At 66.6% G+C, this 19,131-nt stretch carries 17 protein-coding genes; 9 read left to right on the top strand and 8 right to left on the bottom strand.

Annotation, left to right across the window (positions count from 1 at the left end; genetic code table 11):
• Nucleotides 1–5 precede the first annotated feature (5 nt).
• A complete protein-coding gene (locus LK540_RS04640) occupies nt 6–914 on the bottom strand; it encodes a LysR family transcriptional regulator (RefSeq protein WP_229435854.1) in 909 nt (302 codons plus the stop codon).
• Between the two features lie 130 nt (nt 915–1,044).
• Between LK540_RS04640 and LK540_RS04645 the strand changes: the two genes are divergently transcribed.
• The 4 genes from LK540_RS04645 to LK540_RS04655 all read left to right on the top strand — a co-directional run bounded on the left by LK540_RS04645 (nt 1,045) and on the right by LK540_RS04655 (nt 4,611).
• The gene (locus LK540_RS04645; protein WP_229435855.1) at nt 1,045–2,262 is read left to right on the top strand and encodes an MFS transporter; all 1,218 of its coding nucleotides are present in this window, start codon (nt 1,045–1,047) and stop codon (nt 2,260–2,262) included.
• Nucleotides 2,263–3,165: 903 nt separating this feature from the next.
• A complete protein-coding gene (locus tag LK540_RS04650) occupies nt 3,166–3,597 on the top strand; it encodes a hypothetical protein (RefSeq protein ID WP_229435856.1) in 432 nt (143 codons plus the stop codon).
• Nucleotides 3,598–3,730: 133 nt separating this feature from the next.
• Nucleotides 3,731–4,081 carry an ankyrin repeat domain-containing protein gene (locus LK540_RS25390; protein ID WP_374041318.1) on the top strand — a complete coding sequence of 117 codons (351 nt, stop codon included), beginning with the start codon at nt 3,731–3,733 and terminating at the stop codon, nt 4,079–4,081.
• 95 nt (nt 4,082–4,176) lie between these two features.
• Entirely contained in the window at nt 4,177–4,611 is a 435-nt protein-coding gene (locus LK540_RS04655) for a DUF6678 family protein (RefSeq protein ID WP_229435857.1), read from the top strand.
• A 50-nt stretch (nt 4,612–4,661) separates the two neighbouring features.
• Here the strand turns inward: LK540_RS04655 and LK540_RS04660 are convergent, their stop codons facing one another.
• Nucleotides 4,662–5,465, bottom strand: a complete 804-nt coding sequence (locus tag LK540_RS04660) for a ferritin-like domain-containing protein (RefSeq protein WP_229435858.1) — start codon at nt 5,463–5,465, stop codon at nt 4,662–4,664.
• Nucleotides 5,466–5,642: 177 nt separating this feature from the next.
• Here LK540_RS04660 and LK540_RS04665 point away from each other — a divergent pair, with 177 nt between their 5' ends.
• Complete coding sequence (locus LK540_RS04665; protein WP_229435859.1) at nt 5,643–6,641, top strand: sulfate ABC transporter substrate-binding protein; 999 nt, start codon at nt 5,643–5,645, stop codon at nt 6,639–6,641.
• A 73-nt stretch (nt 6,642–6,714) separates the two neighbouring features.
• Complete coding sequence (locus tag LK540_RS04670; protein WP_229435860.1) at nt 6,715–7,350, top strand: FMN-binding negative transcriptional regulator; 636 nt, start codon at nt 6,715–6,717, stop codon at nt 7,348–7,350.
• Nucleotides 7,351–7,379: 29 nt separating this feature from the next.
• Here the strand turns inward: LK540_RS04670 and LK540_RS04675 are convergent, their stop codons facing one another.
• Together LK540_RS04675 and LK540_RS04680 are read right to left on the bottom strand one after the other, a co-directional pair.
• Complete coding sequence (locus LK540_RS04675) at nt 7,380–8,054, bottom strand: hypothetical protein (protein WP_229435861.1); 675 nt, start codon at nt 8,052–8,054, stop codon at nt 7,380–7,382.
• Nucleotides 8,055–8,076: 22 nt separating this feature from the next.
• A complete protein-coding gene (locus LK540_RS04680) occupies nt 8,077–8,613 on the bottom strand; it encodes a hypothetical protein (protein WP_229435862.1) in 537 nt (178 codons plus the stop codon).
• Between the two features lie 25 nt (nt 8,614–8,638).
• On the opposite strand from LK540_RS04680, the gene LK540_RS04685 reads away from it, so the two are divergent.
• Together LK540_RS04685 and LK540_RS04690 are read left to right on the top strand one after the other, a co-directional pair.
• On the top strand, nt 8,639–8,899 hold the full coding sequence (locus LK540_RS04685; RefSeq protein WP_229435863.1) for a hypothetical protein: 261 nt from the start codon (nt 8,639–8,641) through the stop codon (nt 8,897–8,899).
• On the top strand, nt 8,850–9,482 hold the full coding sequence (locus LK540_RS04690; RefSeq protein WP_229435864.1) for a PEP-CTERM sorting domain-containing protein: 633 nt from the start codon (nt 8,850–8,852) through the stop codon (nt 9,480–9,482). The genes LK540_RS04685 and LK540_RS04690 overlap by 50 nt, the downstream gene beginning before the upstream one ends.
• Nucleotides 9,483–9,532: 50 nt before the next feature.
• On the opposite strand, the gene LK540_RS04695 is transcribed toward LK540_RS04690, so the two are convergent.
• The 4 genes from LK540_RS04695 to LK540_RS04710 all read right to left on the bottom strand — a co-directional run bounded on the left by LK540_RS04695 (nt 9,533) and on the right by LK540_RS04710 (nt 14,577).
• Nucleotides 9,533–10,498 (bottom strand): sensor domain-containing diguanylate cyclase, encoded by a 966-nt coding sequence (locus LK540_RS04695; RefSeq protein ID WP_229435865.1) that lies wholly within the window; start codon nt 10,496–10,498, stop codon nt 9,533–9,535.
• 67 nt (nt 10,499–10,565) lie between these two features.
• The gene (locus tag LK540_RS04700) at nt 10,566–12,788 is read right to left on the bottom strand and encodes a molybdopterin cofactor-binding domain-containing protein (RefSeq protein WP_229435866.1); all 2,223 of its coding nucleotides are present in this window, start codon (nt 12,786–12,788) and stop codon (nt 10,566–10,568) included.
• The gene (locus tag LK540_RS04705; RefSeq protein WP_229435867.1) at nt 12,785–13,270 is read right to left on the bottom strand and encodes a (2Fe-2S)-binding protein; all 486 of its coding nucleotides are present in this window, start codon (nt 13,268–13,270) and stop codon (nt 12,785–12,787) included. Before LK540_RS04705 ends, LK540_RS04700 begins: the two co-directional genes overlap by 4 nt.
• The gene (locus LK540_RS04710; RefSeq protein ID WP_229435868.1) at nt 13,267–14,577 is read right to left on the bottom strand and encodes a cytochrome c; all 1,311 of its coding nucleotides are present in this window, start codon (nt 14,575–14,577) and stop codon (nt 13,267–13,269) included. The genes LK540_RS04705 and LK540_RS04710 overlap by 4 nt, the downstream gene beginning before the upstream one ends.
• Nucleotides 14,578–14,697: 120 nt before the next feature.
• Between LK540_RS04710 and LK540_RS04715 the strand changes: the two genes are divergently transcribed.
• Complete coding sequence (locus tag LK540_RS04715) at nt 14,698–19,089, top strand: DEAD/DEAH box helicase (protein ID WP_229435869.1); 4,392 nt, start codon at nt 14,698–14,700, stop codon at nt 19,087–19,089.
• Nucleotides 19,090–19,131 lie beyond the last annotated feature (42 nt).

Genomic DNA, 19,131 nt, shown 5'->3' on the forward strand with positions numbered 1-19,131 from the left:
TTCGGTCAAAGGTGCAATTGCGGGTGGGAGGCGAACAGCGCCTCGATCCAGGCGCCAAAGACGCGCAGCTTGGGCGCCGCCATCTGCCCCTTAGCATAGACCAGCGAGACCGGCATCGCCGCACACGGGTAGTCGGGGAGCAGCGCCACCAGCGCGCCGCTGTCCAGGTGCGGCGCGACCTGGTAGCTGGCCGCCTGGATCAGGCCCAGGCCCTGCAGGCCGGCGCAGACGTAGGCGTCGGCATCGTTGACCGATACCGGGCCAGTGAAATTGAAGCGCCGCACCGCGCCATCGACCTCGAAGTCCCAGTCGAAGGGCCGGCCGGTGCGGCCCGAAAAATGCACGACTGCCTGGTGCTTGCCGAGGTCGTCCAGGGCCGTGGGCGTGCCGTGGCGCGCCAGGTAGGATGGCGCCGCGCAGGTGACGAAGCGCATGCTGCCGACGCGGCGGCCGACCAGGGCCGAATCGTCGAGTTCTCCCACGCGCAGCGCGCAGTCGATGCCGTCGCGGTTCAGGTCGGCCAGGCGGTCGCTCAGGCCGACCACCAGCTCCACGTCCGGATAGGCGGCATGGAACTCGCCCAGGCGCGGCATGACCACGTTGCGGCCGAGGGCGCCGGGCAGCTCGACGCGCAGGCGGCCCTGGGGCGGCGCACCGTCCGCCCGGAACGGCGCTTCCGCCGCATCGAGGGCGGCCAGGATCTCCCGGCAGCGTTCGTAGTAGTCGGCGCCGTCGGTGGTGAGCGACAGGCTGCGCGTGGTGCGCTGCAGGAGCTTGCGGCCCAGGTAGGCCTCGAGGTTCTGCATGGTCGCCGTCAGCGAGGCGCGCGGCAGGTCCAGGCTTTCGGCGGCGCGCGAAAAACTCCTGGCTTCGACGATGCGGACAAAGGTCTGCATGGCTTTGATACGGTCCAAATCACCTCTCCCCAGCATGGCGCTGATTGTTCAGATAAGATGAATTGTAAGGGAGGCTGGGCAGCTGATTATCTTTCGCCCCAGACTTTCTAGAATGGACACATCGCATGTCCATACCACAGGAGAATCCATGAACCACCCCACGACACACGGCGCCGACATCGCGCCCGGCATGGTGCGCCTGCTGGCGCTTGCCGCCGGCCTGATCGTCGCCAACCTGTATTACTCGCAAACCCTGGTCGGCCCGATCGCCGCCAGCACCGGCCTGTCGCTCGACGCTGCCGGCCTGATCGTCACGCTGACCCAGATCGGCTACGCGCTCGGCCTGTTCTTCATCGTGCCGCTCGGCGACCTGCTGGAAAACCGCCAGCTGGTCTTCGTCCTGCTGCTCGGCACCGCCGCCGCCCTGGCCTGCGCCGCCCTGAGCAGCAACGCCTGGCTGTTCCTCGGCAGTTCGCTCGCCATTGGCCTCGGTTCGGTGGCGGCCCAGGTGCTGGTGCCCTTTGCCGCCCACCTGTCGCGCGAAGAGACGCGCGGCCACACGGTCGGCAAGGTGGTCAGCGGCCTGCTGCTGGGGATCATGCTGGCGCGCCCCGCTGCCAGCCTGGTGGCCGACCATGGCGGCTGGCACACCGTGTTCGGCGCCGCCGCCATCATCGTGATGGTGCTGGCCTTTGTGCTGCGCACCCGCCTGCCCGAGCGCCAGCCCGCGCACAGCATGTCCTACGGCCGCCTGATCGCCTCGCTGGGCAGCCTGTTCGCCAGCACCCCGGTGCTGCGCCGCCGCGCCGCCTACCACGCCGCCATGTTCGCCTGCTTCAGCCTGTTCTGGACCGTCACCCCGATGCTGCTTGCCGGGCCGGCATTCCACCTGTCGCAGACCGGCATCGCCATCTTCGCCCTGGTGGGCGTCTCGGGCGCCGTGGCTTCGCCGATCGCCGGCAAGCTGGCCGACCGCGGCCATACCCTGCCCGCCACCGCGGTGGCCATGCTACTGGCGATCAGCGGCTTCGCCCTGCCACTGTTCGCCCCGGATTCACGCAACATCGCCCTGGCCCTGCTGGTGATCGCCTCGATCGTGATCGACATGGGCGTGGCCGCCAACATGGTGCTGGGCCAACGCGCGATCTTCTCGCTGCCGGCGGAAGTGCGCAGCCGCCTGAATGGGCTGTACTTCTCGCTGTTCTTCGTCGGCGGCGCGGTGGGTTCGGCGGCCGGCGGCTGGGTGTATTCGCAATACGGCTGGCATGCCGCGCTGTTGCTCGGCACGGCTTTCCCGGCCGTTGCTCTGCTCTACTGGGCCAGTGAGCTGATGGCCAGCACCAGGACCGTGCGCGAGACCGTGTAGGGCGGGCCGCGCTCAACCGAAGCGCGCCAACTCCGCTGCGATGAAGCCCGCTCCCCGGCGGGCTTCGAAATTGAGCCGCCGGCTCAACACAGGCGCCCTGTAGCTTCGCGAAATCCGTAGGGTGGACTCCTGAGTCCACGCGGTACGACCGGTGCACATCGAAATGAGTAACGTAGTCCCTTAAGGCATAGCCGCGCTGACGTCCGCAAGTGCTCCCACGAATAAATTCACAACCGCTTATCCTCATTAAGTCCATGGACGTAATGATGAGCCTTTTAGGACTGGAGCATTCAAACAGCACAGGGCTAAGTACCGACCAGCATGCGCCTCATTTTCGGTTTGGAACGCCTGACAAAACCGGTTACTTGCGGTGATAGCAACAAGTCCGTAGACTGAGCCATTCCGATTGTCTGCTCGCGGCCACAAGCGGACGTCGACTGAAAGCTCAGGATGAACCAAGAAATTAACAAAATCGCAACGAGCTCGATCCAAGAAGGTCTTGATTTTGCATGCAGCCTTCTCTCCGATGCGATCGCGACTGAGAGCCGATCTGAGCCGGCTAAGGCCGTGCAATTACTTAACGAACTTACGAGCTATATCCGATTCCGATATGTCGGCGAAGAGGGGCTCGCATTAGAGAGCCTCTGGTGGCTTGGGCGCATGTGTGATGCTGGGGCATTTCAAAGCAACCAGTTTTGGTCGCAGATGAGGTGGCTGGCATCTGCGTGTGGGTTGGAAGGTGAAGATTTGGCGAGACTCGAACTGCCCCAGTAACAAGGTTGATGATCCGCTCTATAAAGTCGACCGCCGCGCTTGCTGTTGATTCCGGGTTAGGTCTGCTCTGGGCCCGGAGCCGCCTGTCAGGACAGGCAGGGCTTGGCCAATAGCGGCCATAAGGAACATATGGAAACGCTGGACAGTTTGCTGGACGAGACATATGAAGACGCAACTTTTCATGATGCAGAACTGTTGTCGTTTGCCGTCGACTTTCTGCGCGCAACTGCGACGCTCGAGTTCGACATCCAGTGCCGTGTAGCCGCGCCAGACCAACAATTCTCCCTGCAGCGGGGAACGGTTGAGTTTTCTGGGCTATGTTTTTGGTTGGTTGAGCCAGCACTCTGCCAAACCAGGCCAACGGGCGACTCTTCTTTGTGGATCACCGCAAATGGCCCACTGCCCGACAAACGACTGGAGATAAGCAAGATTGTGCCTAGTGCTCTACCTTCCGGTGCCTTCGTGCATTATTTGTATTCGAGTTCAACGAACAGCTTCCTTGTCATCGGCGCCACAAACGCGACATTCAACTGGAAGCACGGTGAGACGAATGTTCGCTGAGGGAGCGCGCCTGCTTCGGGTTGGATGCGGTTCTTCGTGACAGTCTGCGATTTTTCCTTCCCGCTGGCCAACTATCCCGAACTAAACGGCCGCCTTGGGCCAGGATCGATTTGACCATCGTACGTAGAGAAAAATGAGAAAGCCCACGTATTTCAGTCCCAACGAGCAAGCGTCTTTCAACGAACTGCATTCTTGCTGCTGGCAATGTAGTCCTAGCGGGGCACGTTGGTGCTTGCGTAATGGGTTTGATCCAAACGCTCAGGACGATCGAGGGTGGACTCCACTGATATGGCTCGTCCGTATGCATGACAAGCACGCGAGAACGCGAAAGAAAATGTTCAGATGGCTCATCCGAGCCGGCGCCGATATTGAATACCGTACGAAAAGTGGTGACGGTCTTCTTGAGCTGGCTAAAGGTTGCTGTTCAAAAGAATTCTATCGTTTTGTACGTAGCGAATACCAGCGTCTGACGCACCAGTCATAGGACTTGGCCAAGGTCTGTTTTGGGTCGACAATGGATGCACCAGACAGGTCTGCTACTGCCCAGACGGTCGCACGCCCAAGATCACACGGAGTGAAATGGACGAATTACCACACGCAGGCCTTGTGCACGATGGTGCGACACGGAAAAGCATTGATGCTGCTGTCTCTGCCAGAAATCTGGCATGCGCTTCGAATAATACTCGCTGGGATGAACTCATTAACTATTTCCGTAAGCAAACGGGATGGCGGCCGTCGTATAGGTCCAAGTCGGTCACAGGCTATATTTCTGGATGGGATGTTGAGTGGTTTTACCATCTGCCGTTTCCGTTTGCGTCGGTTGAGTGGTTCGATATTGCCTTGTATGAGAGCATACCGGCGGAAGGACGGCTTCTTAAACCTAGAGTTATCGACCATACGAAAGATATCTCAAACGCCGTCCAAGCCATTGGCTTCGAATTCGAAGTGCGTGGCGGTGTGCTTAGGATCTGGGGCTACTTGCCTAAACCGTATGAGGATTTTCTTCCTGCGTAATGTCGGCTTTAGGATGCAAAGCCGCAGCCAGACCAGTGCAAATCCACCAGTCACCCGAAACGCGCCAACTCCGCTTCGCTGAAGCCCGCCCGCCGCCGGGCCTCGATGTTGAACGGTCCCTTCAACACCGGCGCCTTGTAGCGCAGCGTCAATTCGTCGTAGGTCGCCATCGGTTCCAGCCCCTGCTGCGCGCACAGGTGGAAGAACCAGCGATTGCCGATCTCCACGTGGCCCTCTTCCTCGACCAGCAGGATGTCGAGGATGGCGGCAGCCGCCATGTCGCCGGCCTGGGCCAGCTTCGCGCGCAGCGGCGGGATCGCATCGAGGCCGCGCGCTTCCAGCGTGCGCGGCACCAGGGCCATCCGCGCCACGACGTCGCCGCTCGTTTTCTCGACCATCTCCCACAGGCTGTTATGGGCCGGGAAGTCGCCGTAGGCATGGCCGAGCGTCGCCAGGTGCTTTGAGAGCATGTCGAAGTGCGTGGCCTCTTCCTTCGCCACGCGCAGCCAGTCGGTGTAGTAGGCGTCCGGCAAGCCAGGGAAGCGCCACAGCGCGTCGAGCGCCAGGTTGATGGCGTTGAACTCGATGTGCGCCAGCGCGTGCACCAGCATCGCCCGGCCTTCGTTGGTCGCCATCGAGCGGCGGCCAACCTGGAGCGGCGGCACCAGGTCGGGTTTCGACGGACGTCCCGGGATGCCGACAGGGGCCGCCAGCGCGGCGGCGGCGTCGACCGACCAGTTGCCGTTACGCTGATGCGCGGCGAGTTCCAGCACCATGCGCACCTTGGCCGCCGGATCGCATTCCAGCAGGCAGGCCAGCGCGCGCGTGCGCAGCTCGATAGGGAGCGACTTCATACACTTTCTCTATATGTTTAGAAGGAGGCGCGCAGTTTACCGCATCGCCGCCCGGTCCTGCCCCGGCAAGCGGCTTCTTATGCGAAAAACAAATACGCATGGTCAAAAAGCTTCGTTCACACGCCCATGCCCCGCCAGTAAGGTAATCCCACTGATGACTTCCTTACAGAAATAACCATGATCAAGAAAAAACTGCTGGTCCTGCTCGCCGCCACCGCCCTGCTGCAACCAGCCTTTGCTGCCGACATCAACCTGCTGAACGTGTCCTACGACCCGACCCGCGAACTGTACCAGGACGTGAACGCGGCCTTTGCCAAGTCGTGGAAAGCGAAAAGCGGCGACAACGTCAAGATCAAGCAGTCGCACGGCGGCTCGGGCAAGCAGGCGCGCTCGGTGATCGACGGCCTGGAAGCGGACGTGGTGACGCTGGCCCTCGGCTACGACATCGACGCCCTCACCGACAAGAACCTGCTGCGCAAGGATTGGCAAACCCGCCTGCCGCACAACGCCTCGCCTTATACCTCGACCATCGTGCTGCTGGTGCGCAAGGGAAATCCGAAAGGGATCAAGGACTGGAACGACCTGGTCAAGCCGGGCGTGGCCGTCATCACCCCGAATCCGAAGACCTCGGGCGGCGCGCGCTGGAACCACCTGGCCGCCTGGGGCTATGCCCTGCGCCAGCCGGGCGGCAACGAAGCCAAGGCCAAGGACTTCCTGACCAAACTGTATAAAAACGTGCCGGTTCTCGATTCCGGCGCGCGCGGCGCCACCACCACCTTCGTCGAACGCGGCATCGGCGACGTGCTGATCGCCTGGGAAAACGAAGCCTACCTGGCGGTCAAGGAACTCGGCCCGGACAAGTTCGACATCATTACCCCATCGGTCAGCATCCTGGCCGAGCCGCCGGTGGCGATCGTCGACAAGTTCGCCGACAAGCACGGCACCCGCAAGGTGGCCGAGGCTTACCTGAACTTCCTCTACACCGACGAAGCGCAGGCCATCATCGCGCAGAACTACTACCGCCCGGCCACGCCGAAAGCGGCCCAGCAATACGCGAAGAACTTCCCGCAGGTGAAGCTGTTCACCATCGGCGATGTGGCAGGCAACTGGGCGAATGCGCAGAAGACCCACTTCGCCGACGGCGGCGTGTTCGACCAGATCTACCAGCCGAAGTAATCGCTGTCTTGTTGGTCCACGGGCGGGAAATCCGGGCGATAATCGAGCGATTGTCGCCCTGAGCATGACCGCCATGTACATCCCCGCCCATTTCGCCGAATCCCGCCCCGAGGTCTTGCACGACCTGATACGCCGGCATCCGCTCGGCATGCTGGTCACGCATGGCGCGGCGGGACTCGACGCGAATCACCTTCCCTTCGAACTCGATGCCGCATCCGGCAGCCTGGGCACGCTCGCCGGCCACGTGGCGCGCGCCAATCCTGTCTGGCAGCAGCTGCGCGATGGCGACGAGGTGATGGTGATCTTCCGCGCGGCCGACGCCTATATCTCTCCGAACTGGTATCCCTCGAAGCACGAACAGCACCGGCAGGTGCCGACCTGGAACTACATGGTGGCGCATGTGCACGGGCGGGTACGGATCGTCGACGACGAGCGTTTCGTGCGCGGCATCGTCGGGCGCCTGACGAAGACGCATGAAGCCTCGCAAGCGCTGCCGTGGAAGATGGCGGACAGCCCGCGCGAATTCATCGACGGGCTGTTGCAGGCGATCGTCGGCATCGAGATCGAGATCACGCGGCTGGAGGGCAAATCAAAGCTCAGCCAGAACAAGGATGCGCGCGACCTGCGCGGGGCAATCGAGGGACTCGCGGCGGTGGGCCGGAACGATGTCGCGGAGGCCATGCAGGCGGCCGCGCCGCACGCGCCCTGACGCGCGCCTGGGCTGGCGCGCTGAATGCTTTACGCGGTCCCGGGTGTTGCGGTGCCGGATGCAGTGCTGTGCGCAGTTCCATGAACGCGCGCCAGCGCCGTGGCGACGAGTTCCCGCACGTCCGGGACCAGCTCATCCCATCCGAACTCCTGCAAATGCCGTTCGAGCGGCGCGACTTCCTCGGGAAGCAGCACCACGCCGATCAATGCTGCAACCGCCACCTCTTCCGCATTGAAGTGCTTCAGCCGGACATAGTGCTCGGCCAGCGTGTTCAACTTCGGAATGATCTCGGCCGGTGAGCGCGGCACGCGCACGCGTGGCGCCTCCTTTCTGAGCAGCTTGACGGGAATCGACGCGGCAGCCTCGTTGCGCATCAGGCCGACTGCCTGCGCGAGCAAGTTAGCCACGTCCCCGCACGTGGCTTCATCGACGCCGTCGCCGATCGACACTTCCACGCGGTCGAGGTCATCGGGACGCGTGACATACTCCCAGGCCCTGAAACACTGGCCGCGCAAGTAGAAGCTGAGCTGGCGATCCGGATACTCCGAGTAGTGAAACGGATGCGGAATCAGCGCGCTGCACGCGGCAAGATCATGGATAAGGTCACGGCCGATCGGATTCAGGCTTTCCGATTCGTGCAGGCTTGCCGGCAAGCGCAATGCATCGAACACCTGTTCCGTACACGGCGCCTTGGTAAAACCCATCCGCATCCTTTCCACAGGCGTATCAGTGCTTCTCGTTGTTCAGCGCTTGGAGCAGCTTGAACGCCTCATGCTGGATGGCCGGCTCCGCCGCGGCCAGCTCCTGGCTCGCCTGGACATACGCCGCGCGCTTGCGCTCCTTCTTTTCTTCCGGCGACACGGCGCCCGACATCCCCGGCATCATGATTTGCGGGCCGCTGTTGTACTTCTGGTGGATGATCTTCTTGCCGTACGGAGTGCCGTAGAAACGGGTCATCTCGGTGGCGGTATCGAGCGAAATCACGCGCGCCAGCGATGGCGCCAGGCGCCGATGCACCTCGGCCGGCGGCATCTTGTCGAGCTTTGCGTTCACGGCCTTGCGCTGCGCTTCAGTCGGGAAGCGGGTGCGGGCGGCGACGGCGCGCAGTTCGTACTCGACGTGCATCACGCCGAGCAGGTTTTGCACTGCCTGGATGTGCGCGGTACTGGCCGCTGCGGCCTTGGGCGCCGGCGCCGCGGTCGCGGAAAATGCCGGTGCGGCGACAAGGATGGACAGGCCGAGCACGGCGTGAGTGAACTTCATTGATTCCCCTTCATATGAGCGTGGCATGGCGTCGAAGAAAACGCGCAAGGAGTATAAACCGCCGGCTGCCCCGGAAATCTCGCCAATTGTTGCAGGCGGCCCTGGTGTCGAAAAAACTGACAGCACAGTTGCATCGGTAGTTGATCAGTGCGCCAAGTACTTGTTACTTCAGGCTTTTGCAGGCATGGCATTCGGCTTGCTATACCGTGGTCACCACTTAACCGGGGATCACAATCATGATGAAAAAACTTGTAGCGTTCGCAGCCGCCGCATTATTTTCGCTTAACGCATCCGCGGGCTATGCCCGTTATGACCTGGACGGTCCTATGCTGAGCGGGTATTTCTTCCAGAATGAAGAAGACTTGTCGATCGCCGGGTACAACTTCACCGTCGACAATGGCCGCTACGCCTTTAATCTCTTTGCCAGCGGTAATTATGGAAACCTGAACTGGACCCGTGCGCGATACGACAACGAAGGGCCATCCCGCTTCAGCGTTTTCAGTTATCTCGACGAATGGACCAACGTGAACATGTGGTTCAATTTCTCGCCGACTGATAACGCCGATGTCTGGAGGATTACCTCGCGCTTTTCGGCCGTGCAGTGGTACCGCGAGCCATTCTGGGAACCCTTCCCCAACCTCGTGCTGTACCCGACGGGAACGGCCACGCGCCACGCGGTCGAGGACGGCGTCGCGGACGAGTTCGATCTCTATCTGCGCGAAATCGGCGAGTATCCGGACGGCCTGGAACATATCGCCCCAAGGCTGAATGTCATTCCCGAACCCGGCAGCCTTGCGCTGCTTGCTCTGGGGGCCGCTGGCCTGACGGGCGCGGCACGTCGCCGCAAGGCACGCAACGCCGCCTGCTGATACGGCAAAACAGGCCTGCATCTTTGGCGCCAGCCGCCTGCGGCAATGTCCTAAGCGGCTGCGATAGCAGCGCCATCGGCAACCACCCGGTCGCGCCCGCCGCGCTTGGCTGCATACAGCGCCCGGTCCGCCGCCGCGATCAGGGCGGCGGCATCGCTCAGGCGCGCCTTGTCGAAGCTCGCCACGCCGATGCTGAGCGTCATCACCGGCCACACCGCCGCCGGCGCCTGCTCCAGCGCCAGCGCCGCCACCTGCGCGCGGATCGCATTCGCATGCGCGCACGCCTGCTCCAACGTGGTATCCGGCAGGATCGCCGCGAACTCTTCGCCGCCGTAGCGCGCCGCCACATCGGCCGGGCGTTTCAGCATGGCCGCCAGCGCCTGCGCCACCGCCGTCAGACAGGCGTCGCCCTGCTGGTGGCCGAAGTGGTCGTTGTAGGCCTTGAAGGAATCGATGTCCATCATCAGCAATGACAAGGGGCTGCCGGTGCGCCCGGCGCGGCGCAGCTCGCGGTCAAGGGCGACGTCGAAGTAGCGGCGGTTGGCGATCCCGGTCAGGCCGTCGCCATACGAACGCGCACGCAGCGTTTCGGCGTGCTCGCGCAGCTGGCGTTCGCGGTCGACCGTGCCGCTGACGTCGCGCACTTCGATCAGGCAGTAGCGTTCACCATCCTCGGTGAACGGTGTCACCGACACCGCCTGCTCGATGCGCGCGCCGTCGAAGCTGCCGGCCTCGCGCAGCGGGAACGGCGCCGGCGCCTGGCCTTGCGGCAGATTCGCCGCCACGCCCGCGCCCAGCGCCGCCAGCACCGCCTTCTCCACGCGCGCGCCGCGCAGTTCCGGGAAGACCTCGAACAGCGAACGTCCGTGCACGCGCGTGGCGGCATATCCCGAGCGCGCCGCCATCCAGCGGTTCCACAGCACGATGCGCTGCGCACTGTCGAGCACCACCAGGCCGCAGTTGACGAGGTCGAGGGTACGCGGCAGCAGGCTGGTTGGAGAGATCGTGGCGCTCACGGGCAGGTTCGCGGATGCGGAACCGGCGATGATAGCGGAAAAGCATGCCCCTGCGCAGGGGCAGGTTCTACTTTGCCGCGCGCATACGTGCCCGGTCGAGCGGCAAATCGCGCACGCGCACGCCGGCGGCCTGCGCCACCGCGTTCGCCAGCGCCGCCGCTGCCGGCCCCTGCGCCGCCTCGCCGGTGCCGAGGAAAGGCTGGCCGGGGCGGTCCATCAGGTGCACCTCCAGGCTGTGCGGCACCTGGTTGAAGCGCAGGATGGGATACGAGGCCCAGTCGACGGTCTGCACCTGGCGCTCGTCGAAGCGCACCTGCTCCAGTAACGTCCAGCTGGCCGACTGGATGATGCCGCCCTCGATCTGGTTGCGTACACCGTCGGGATTCACGACCTCGCCGCAATCGACCGCCGCCACCGCGCGCAGGATGCGCACGAAGCCGGTCTCACGGGCGACCTCGACTTCCAGCGCCAGCGCGCAATACGCCGCCAGGTTCTTGTAACGCGCAAAGGCGAAGCCGCGGCCGCGGCGCGGGCCTGGCCGGTAGGCGTTCCAGCCGAACTTGTCGGCGGCCAGCTTGACCACGTCGATGGCGCGCGGATCGTCCAGGTGGCGCAGGCGGAAGGCGACCGGGTCGGCATTCGCCGCCAGCGCCAGTTCGTCCATGAAGCTCTCGATGGCAAACACGTTGCAGTAGGCGCCGAGCGAACGCAGGGCCGAGGTGCGCAGCGGCGCGTTCTGCTGGAAGCGGTGGGTCACGCGCGCGTTCGGCAGCACGTAGTACGGAATCGCGTTGCGGTCGCCGCCGCCCTCGGGCTGGGGAATCGGCTTGCCCGGAGGCGGCGTGAACGCCTTGGCCAGGTGGGTCGCCGCCAGCAGGTTGCCGGCCTTGCCCGGGCGGTTGTTGTGCGAGGGGCTGGTGACCGCGTACTCCCAGTCGGCGATGCGTCCGTCGGCGCCGAGCGTGGCGCGCGCATCCACCAGCATGGCCGGGCCGAAGGGTTCCCAGGCGTGTTCTTCCTCGCGCATCCACTGCACCCGCACCGGACGGCCCGGATAGCTGCGCGCCAGCAGCGCGGCGTCGGCGGCCACGTCGTCGGCCGCGTTGTGCCCGTAGCAGCCCGAACCCTCGACGTGGATGCAGCGGATGGTTTCCTTGTCCACGCCCAGCAGCTCGGCCAGCGCTTCGCGCAGCGGGTAGACGCCTTGCGAGTGGGTCCACACGGTGTACTGTCCGCCGATCAGCTGGGCCACCGCGCACGACGGGCCGATTGAGGCGTGCAGTTGCCAGGGGCGGGTATAGGTTGCGCTGATGGTGCGCCCCCCTGACCCGGCCGAACCGCGTTCCAGGATAGGCATGTCTTCGGCAGGCCGCGCCCGCACGTCGGCCGGCACATTTTTCGTTCCGGGCAGCGCGGCAGGCACGTCCCAGCGCGTGGTACGGGCCAGCATGGTGGCTGCCTTCACGGCGCGGTATTCGCCATCGGCGATGACTGCCAGATAGCGTCCATCGCGCACGACTTTCAGTACACCGGGCTGGCGCGCCACGCCCGCCGTATCGACGGCCACCAGTTGCGCCGCCTGCGAAGGCGGACGCACCACGCGCGCATGCACCATACCCGGCAGGCGCAGGTCCTGCACGTAGGCGCTGCCGCCGGTGACCTTGGCCGGAATGTCGGTACGGCGCAGCGGCTTGCCGGAGACCGTGTGCGCGGCACGCGGGCGCAGGGGCGCCTTGCCGTCGGCGCGCAGGTGCAGCTGGCGGCCGGCCAGCAGTTCGCCGTACGTCACGCGGCGCCCGCCCGGCGCCTCGAACACGCCGTCGCGCAGGGTCAAGGCGTTCTCGGCGACCTGGAAGCGCTGCGCCGCCATCCCGGCCAGGATGAAGCGCACCTGGGCGGCGGCGTGGCGCAGCGCGGTGCCGCTGTCCTGCATCGAGTGGCTGCCGGCGGTATAACCTTCGTTCGGGGTGCGCGCGGTGTCGGCGGTGACCAGGCGGATGCGGCCCGGGTTCACCTGCAACTCTTCGGCCGCCACCTGCAGCAAGGCAGTCTTGATGCCCTGCCCCAGTTCGGCCTTGCCGGTAAAGACGGTGACGGCGTTGTTCGCCTCGATGCGGATCCAGGCGTCGAGCCAGGGTTCCTTTTCCAGGCTGCCGGGCAGGCCGCCTTCCTTGCCCTTGGCGCCGCCCTCGCCCTGCGACCAGGCCGGCGCCAGCGAGAACGCGAGGGTCAGGGAGCCGGCGGCAGCCAGCAGGCGGCGCCGGCCCGGGTTCGGCAAGGGCGCGTTCACGAACGGCCTCCGGCCGGCTGCCTGCTCAAGGTATTCGCCGCGCGCCGCACCGCGCGCAGGATGCGCATATGCGTGCCGCAGCGGCACAGATTCGGCATCATGTGGCTGCGAATCTGCTCGTCGGTCGGGCTCGGATGCTTGTCGAGCAGGGCTTGCGCACGCATGATCATGCCGGCGATGCAGTAACCGCACTGGGCCGCCTGCTCGTCGATGAAGGCCTGCTGCAGCACGCCGGGCTTGTCCACCGTGCCCAGTCCTTCCACCGTGCGCACCGGCCGCGCACCCACGACCGACACCGGCACGATGCAGGACATCACCGGCGCGCCGTCGAGCATCACGGTGCAGGCGCCGCACTGGCCAAGGCCGCAGCCGAACTTGGCCCCATTCAGTTGCAGGTCGTCGCGCAGCACGTAGAGCAAGGGCGTGTCGGCGTCGGTGTCGACGCGGTGCCGTTTGCCGTTGACCTGGAGTTCGTAGTTCATTGCTTGCCTTTCCGGACCTGTTTCTCGAGCTCGGGCCAGACCGGCTGGCCGGCGCCATAGCGCCGCAGGTAGGCCGCCAGCGCGACCGTTTGTTCGTCGGTGAGGATGGCGCCGAAGCCGGGCATCCAGCGCGCCGGTTCGCCGTCGGGCGGGGCGATGCCGTCGCGTACCAGGTGGATCAGGCTGCGCGGATCGGGGTCGTACAGGGCCACCGCCTGCTGCAGCTGCAGCGCCGTGCCCGAGCTTTCGGTGCGGCCGGCGTCGTGGCAGCGCGCGCAGGCGTTCACATATACCTGGTGGCCGAGCTGCATGCGCGCCAGGTCGGGATCATCCGGCTTTGGCGGCGGCAGGCTGCCGGGGCGGCGTGCCGGGGTGTCGCGCGCCGGGGCCTGGGCCAGGTAGCTGTGGATGTAGGTGGCCAGCGCCTCGACGTCGGCCGGGTCGGCCTGGCGCAAATTCTCGACCACGCCCTGCATCGGCCCGCCCGCGGCCGCGTGGCCGGGCGCGATGCCGGTGCGCAGGTAGGCGAACAGGTGTTCCTGCGTCCAGGGCAGCGGCGATGGGGACTTCGCATTCAGCGCCGGCACGTACCAGTCCTCGGCCTCGCCGCCGTCGAAGAAGCGCTTGTCGTCCGGCCCGCCCAGGCGGGTGCGCGGCGTGTGGCAGGCGCTGCAATGCGCCAGCGCGTCGGCCACGTAGGCGCCGCGGTTCCATTCGGCCGACTGCTTCGCGTCGGGGCGGACCGGTTCGTCGCTGAGATACAGCATGTTCCAGAAGCCGACCAACGGACGCAAGCCGAACGGGAAAGTCATCTCGTTTTTCCGCGCCGGGGCATCCAGCGGCGGACGCGTCATGAAGTAAGCGTAGAGGGCGCGCACGTCGTCCTGCTCCAGGCGCGCATAGTGATTGTAGGGAAAGGCCGGATACAGCAGATGGCCGTCGCGCGACACGCCCTCGCGCATGGCGCGTGTAAACGCTTCTTCGCTCCAGCCGCCGATGCCGGTACGGGCGTCGGGCGTGATGTTGGTGCTGTAGACGGTGCCGAAAGGCGTCTCGATGGGGAAGCCGCCGGCGAAGGGACGCGCCGGGTCGACCGTATGGCAGGCGGCGCAGGTCCCGAGCGCCGCCACGCGCGCGCCGCGCTCCACCAGGCCGGGCTCGAAGCGCGGGGCGGCCTCGACCGGCGCCAGCGCCGGGCGCCACATGATGGCCACGGCCACGATGCCCAGCAGGGCGGCAGCCAAGGATAGCCAACCCAGCCGGCGCCGGGTATGCCCGCGGCGCCGCCGGCGCCCAGCCTGTTCCATCTCCGCTCCTGATTCTTGTGTATTCTTGACATGCATTGTCGAGCGCCCCGCCAAGCCCGGTCTGTTCGCTCGCGCACGATCCGGCCTTGCCTCCTGCCGATCGAACCCCATCTGATCCCGATGAACGACCGCCCTCCTCTCGACAATTTGCGGCACGACTTCCACCCGGCCGTCAGCGCCTGGTTCGACGCCAGCTTCCCGGCCGCCACCGAGGCCCAGCTGCGCGCCTGGCCGTCTATCCAGTCCGGCCGCGCCACGCTGGTGGCGGCGCCCACCGGCTCGGGCAAGACCCTGACCGCCTTCCTGGCCGCCATCGACGCCCTGGTGCGCGAGGGCGCCGTGGCGCCGCTGCCCGACGAGACCCGGGTGCTGTACGTGTCGCCGCTCAAGGCCTTGTCGAACGATATCCGCGTCAACCTGGAAGGGCCGCTGGCCGGCATCGGCGCCCGGCTGGAAGCGATGGACCTGCCGCCGCACGGCATCCGCAGCGCGGTGCGCACCGGCGACACCACCACCGCCGAGCGCAACGCCATGCGCCGGCGCCCGCCGCACATCCTGGTGTCGACGCCCGAGTCGCTGTACGTGCTGCTCGGTTCCGACAGCGGGCGCGCCATGCTGCAGACCGTGCGCACCGTGATCGTCGACGAAATCCACGCCGTGGCCGGCAGCAAGCGTGGCAGCCACCTGGCGCTCAGCCTGGAACGCCTCGATGCCCTGTGCGCGCAGGGCGGGCGTCCGCCGCCGGTGCGCATCGGCCTGTCCGCGACCCAGAAGCCGATTTCCGCCGTGGCCGACTTCCTGGTCGGGCGCGCCGGCGGGCCCTGCGCCGTGGTCGACGTCGGCCACGTGCGGGCGCGCGACCTGGGCCTGGAACTGCCGCCGGTGCCGCTGGAAGCGGTGATGCCGAACGAAGTCTGGGAGCGCGTCTACGACCGCATGGCCGAACTGGTGGTGCTGCACCGGACCACGCTGATCTTCGTGAACACGCGGCGCATGGCCGAGCGCCTGGCGCGCCACCTGGGCGACCGCCTCGGCGCCGGCCACGTGGCCGCCCACCACGGCAGCCTGGCCAAGGAATACCGGCTGGAGGCCGAGCAGCGCCTGAAGCGCGGCGAACTGCAGGCGCTGATCGCGACTGCCTCGCTGGAGCTGGGCATCGACATCGGCGACGTCGACCTGGTGTGCCAGGTCGGCTCGCCACGCAATATCGCCGCCTTCCTGCAGCGCGTGGGCCGTTCCGGGCATTTTGTCGGCGGCACGCCCAAGGGGCGCCTGTTCCCGACCTCGCGCGACGACCTGGTCGAATGCGCGGCCCTGCTCGACTGCGTGCGGCGCGGCGAACTCGATATGCTGCGCATTCCGCAGGCGCCGCTCGACGTGCTGGCCCAGCAGATCGTGGCCGAAGTGGCCTGCCAGGAGTGGAGCGAGGACGCCCTGTTCGCGCTGGTGCGCCAGGCCCAGCCCTATGCGGAGCTGGCGCGCGAAAAATACGACGCCCTGCTGCGCATGCTGGCCGAAGGCTATACCACGCGCGCCGGCGTGCGCGGCGCCTACATCCACCGCGACGCCGCCACCTGTTCGCTGCGCGGGCGGCGCGGCGGCAAGCTGGCGGCGGTCACTTCGGGCGGCACCATCCCCGAGAATGCCGACTACACGGTGCTGCTGGAGCCGCAAGGGCTGTCGGTCGGCACCGTCAACGAGGACTTCGCAGTCGAAAGCCTGGCCGGTGACGTCTTCCAGCTCGGGAACACCTCCTACCGCATCATGAACATCGAATCGGGCCGCGTGCGCGTGGAAGACGCGCATGGCGCGGCGCCGAACATCCCGTTCTGGCATGGCGAGGCACCGGGACGCAGCGACGAACTGTCGCACGGCGTGGCGCGCCTGCGCGCGGAGGTCGAGCGCCAGCTGGCCGGTCCGGCTGGCGGCAAGCGCAAGGACGCCCCAGTTGACAATAGCGCCGCACTCGAGCGCGCCGCCGACTGGCTGGGCGAACACCTCGGCCTGAAGGAAGACGCGGCCGGCCAGATCGTCGACTACCTGGCCCGCGCCCGCGCGGCGCTGGGCGCGCTGCCGACCCAGGACACGCTGGTGATGGAGCGCTTCTTCGACGAATCCGGCGGCATGCAGCTGGTGATCCACACGCCTTTCGGCAGCCGCATCAACCGCGCCTGGGGCCTGGCGCTACGCAAGCGCTTCTGCCGCAGCTTCAATTTCGAGCTGCAGGCGGCGGCCACCGAGGACGCGATCATCCTTTCGCTGTCGACCAGCCACAGCTTCCCGCTCGACGAAGTCTGGCGCTACCTGCGCGCCGCCAGCGCCGAACCGATCCTGGTCCAGGCCCTGCTGGACGCGCCGCTGTTCAACGTGCGCTGGCGCTGGAACGCCACCACCGCCCTGGCCCTGCCGCGCTTTGCCGGCGGGCGCAAGGTGGCGCCGCAACTGCAGCGCATGAAGAGCGACGACCTGCTGGCGACTATTTTCCCCGACGGCGCGGCCTGCCTGGAAAACATCGCCGGCGACCGTGAACTGCCGGACCACCCGCTGGTCGACCAGACCCTGGACGACTGCCTGCACGACGCCATGGACAGCGAGGGCTGGCTGGCGCTGCTGCGGCGCATGGAGAACGGCGAGATGCGCCTACTGGCACGCGATTTGCCGGCGCCCTCGCCGCTGGCGGCCGAGATCCTGAATGCCCGCCCCTACGCTTTTCTCGACGACGCGCCGCTCGAAGAACGCCGCACCCAGGCCGTGCTGAACCGGCGCTGGAGCGACCCGGCTTCGCCGGACGACATGGGCGCGCTCGACCTGGAGGCGATTGCCGCCGTGGCCGAGGAAGCCTGGCCGCGCGCGCGCAACAGCGACGAAGTCCAGGAAGCGCTGGTGGCCCTGGCCTGCATCACCCAGGAGGAGGCCGTGCGCCAGGCGCAGGCAGATGAAAATTGGCCGGCCTGGCTGGCTGAACTCGCGGCGGCAGGCCGCGTGACGCGCATGCGCGATGCGGGCGGCATCGATTTCTGGGTGGCCCTCGAGCGGCTCGATTGCCTGCAAGCGGCCTATCCCGATACCAGCATCGAGCCGCCATTGATTGTGCCCGACAGCCACCGCGGCAACGATGGCGAACCCTGGACGCGCGATGCGGCGCTGGTTGAAGTGGTGCGCGCGCGCCTGTCCGGGAGCGGGCCGCGGCCGCTGGCCGCGATTGCCGCCAGCCTGGTCCTGCCAGTGAGCACCGTCGCCATCGCCCTCGGCCAGCTGGAAAGCGAAGGCTATGTCATGCGCGGGCGCTTCACGCCGGGCGTGGAAGAGGAAGAATGGTGCGAGCGTCACCTGCTGGCGCGCATCCACCGCTACACGATCCGGCGCCTGCGGCGCGAAATCGAGCCGGTCGAGCTGCAGGACTTCATGCGCTTCCTGTTCGACTGGCAGCACCTGACGCCGGAGACGCAATGGCAGGGCCAGGACGCGCTGCCCCAGCTGCTGTCCCTGCTGGAAGGCTACGAGGCCCCGGCCGGTTCCTGGGAACCGGATTTGCTGGCGCTGCGCCTGCCGGATTACTCGATCCTGTGGCTGGACGACCTGTGCCGCGCCGGCAAGACCGTCTGGACCCGCATCGACGCGCCGCGCTCGGCCGCCGGAGGGCCGGTGCGCACGACGCCCATCGTGCTGCTGCCGCGGCGCCAGACCGCGCTCTGGCATGGCATCCCACAGCCGGACGGGCCGCCCGAGGTGTCGCCGCGCGCCGCCCTGGTGCTCGATGCCCTGCGCCGCCACGGCGCCATGTTCTTCGACGAACTGCAGTTTGAGGTGCGCATGCTGCCGATGGAACTGGAAAACGCGCTCGGCGAACTGGTCACCACCGGCCTCCTGAACGCCGACAGCTTCGCCGGCATGCGCGCCATGCTGCTCCCTTCCAGCAAGCGCGCCAGCAACGACCGCAAGCGCCGCCGCGGCGCCGGCCCGACGATGGAAGAAGCCGGGCGCTGGGCCCTGGTGCGGCGTGCCGAAGCGCAGGCGCCGCTCGATCCCGGTACGCCGCCACGCCGGCGCCGGCTCGCCCCGGAAACCCTGGAGCACGTGGCAATGACCCTGCTGCGCCGCTATGGCGTGATGTTCTGGCGCCTGCTCGAACGCGAGGCCGGCTGGCTACCGTCGTGGCGCGAGCTGCTGCCGGTGTACCACCGCCTCGAAGCGCGCGGCGAGATCCGCGGCGGGCGCTTCGTGGCCGGCTTCTCGGGCGAACAGTTCGCGCTGCCGGAGGCGATCGCCCAGCTGCGCGAGGTGCGGCGCCGCCCGCACGACGGTGCGCTGGTCGCCCTGTCCGGCGTCGATCCGCTGAACCTGGGCGGCATCCTGCTGCCGGGCGACAAGGTGCCGGCCCTGGGCGCGAACCGCATCCTGTTCCGCGACGGCTTGCCGGTGGCCTCGATCGTCGGCGCCAAGATCGTCTACCCGACGCCTCCGGGCGCCGACCGCGATTTGTTCCACGCGCACCTGGTCGGGCGGCGCTGACGGCGGCCGGCGGCGCGTTGTGGCGCAGCCACTCGGCAGCTG

The sequence above is a fragment of the Massilia sp. IC2-278 genome (genome assembly GCF_020708045.1).
GTDB lineage: Bacteria > Pseudomonadota > Gammaproteobacteria > Burkholderiales > Burkholderiaceae_D > Telluria.